The 346-nt window shown below is 76.0% G+C and carries 1 protein-coding gene; it reads left to right on the top strand.

Annotated features, from left to right (window positions below; translation table 11 throughout):
- Positions 1–346 (top strand): NAD-dependent epimerase/dehydratase family protein (locus PUR71_RS01000; RefSeq protein WP_329924360.1); only part of this gene is annotated, 346 nt, incomplete at both ends.

The raw sequence follows: 346 nt of genomic DNA, 5'->3' as shown, positions 1-346 counted from the left end.
GGCTTCATCGGCCGGGTGCTCGGCGCCCGCCTCCTCGCGCAGGGCGCCGAGGTCGTCAGCCTCGCCCGCAAGGCCCCGGCCGAGCCGGCGCCCGGCCGCTTCGTCGCCGTCGACCTCGCGGGCGGCGACCCCGCCGAGCTCACCGCGCTGCTCGACCGCGAGCGCGTCGACACCGACTTCAACGCGGCCGGCGCCAAGTGGGGCCAGAACGACGAGCAGATGTACCAGGCCAACGTCGTCCTCACCGAGCGGCTGATCGAGGCCGTCGCCGCCATGGCCTCCCCCGCCCGCCTGGTCCACCTCGGCACCGTCCACGAGTACGGCATGGCCCCGGTGGGCACCAGCC

Source organism: Streptomyces sp. SP17BM10, assembly GCF_036322405.1.
Taxonomy (GTDB): Bacteria; Actinomycetota; Actinomycetes; order Streptomycetales; family Streptomycetaceae; genus Kitasatospora.
This window is presented reverse-complemented; position numbering and strand designations above follow the sequence as displayed.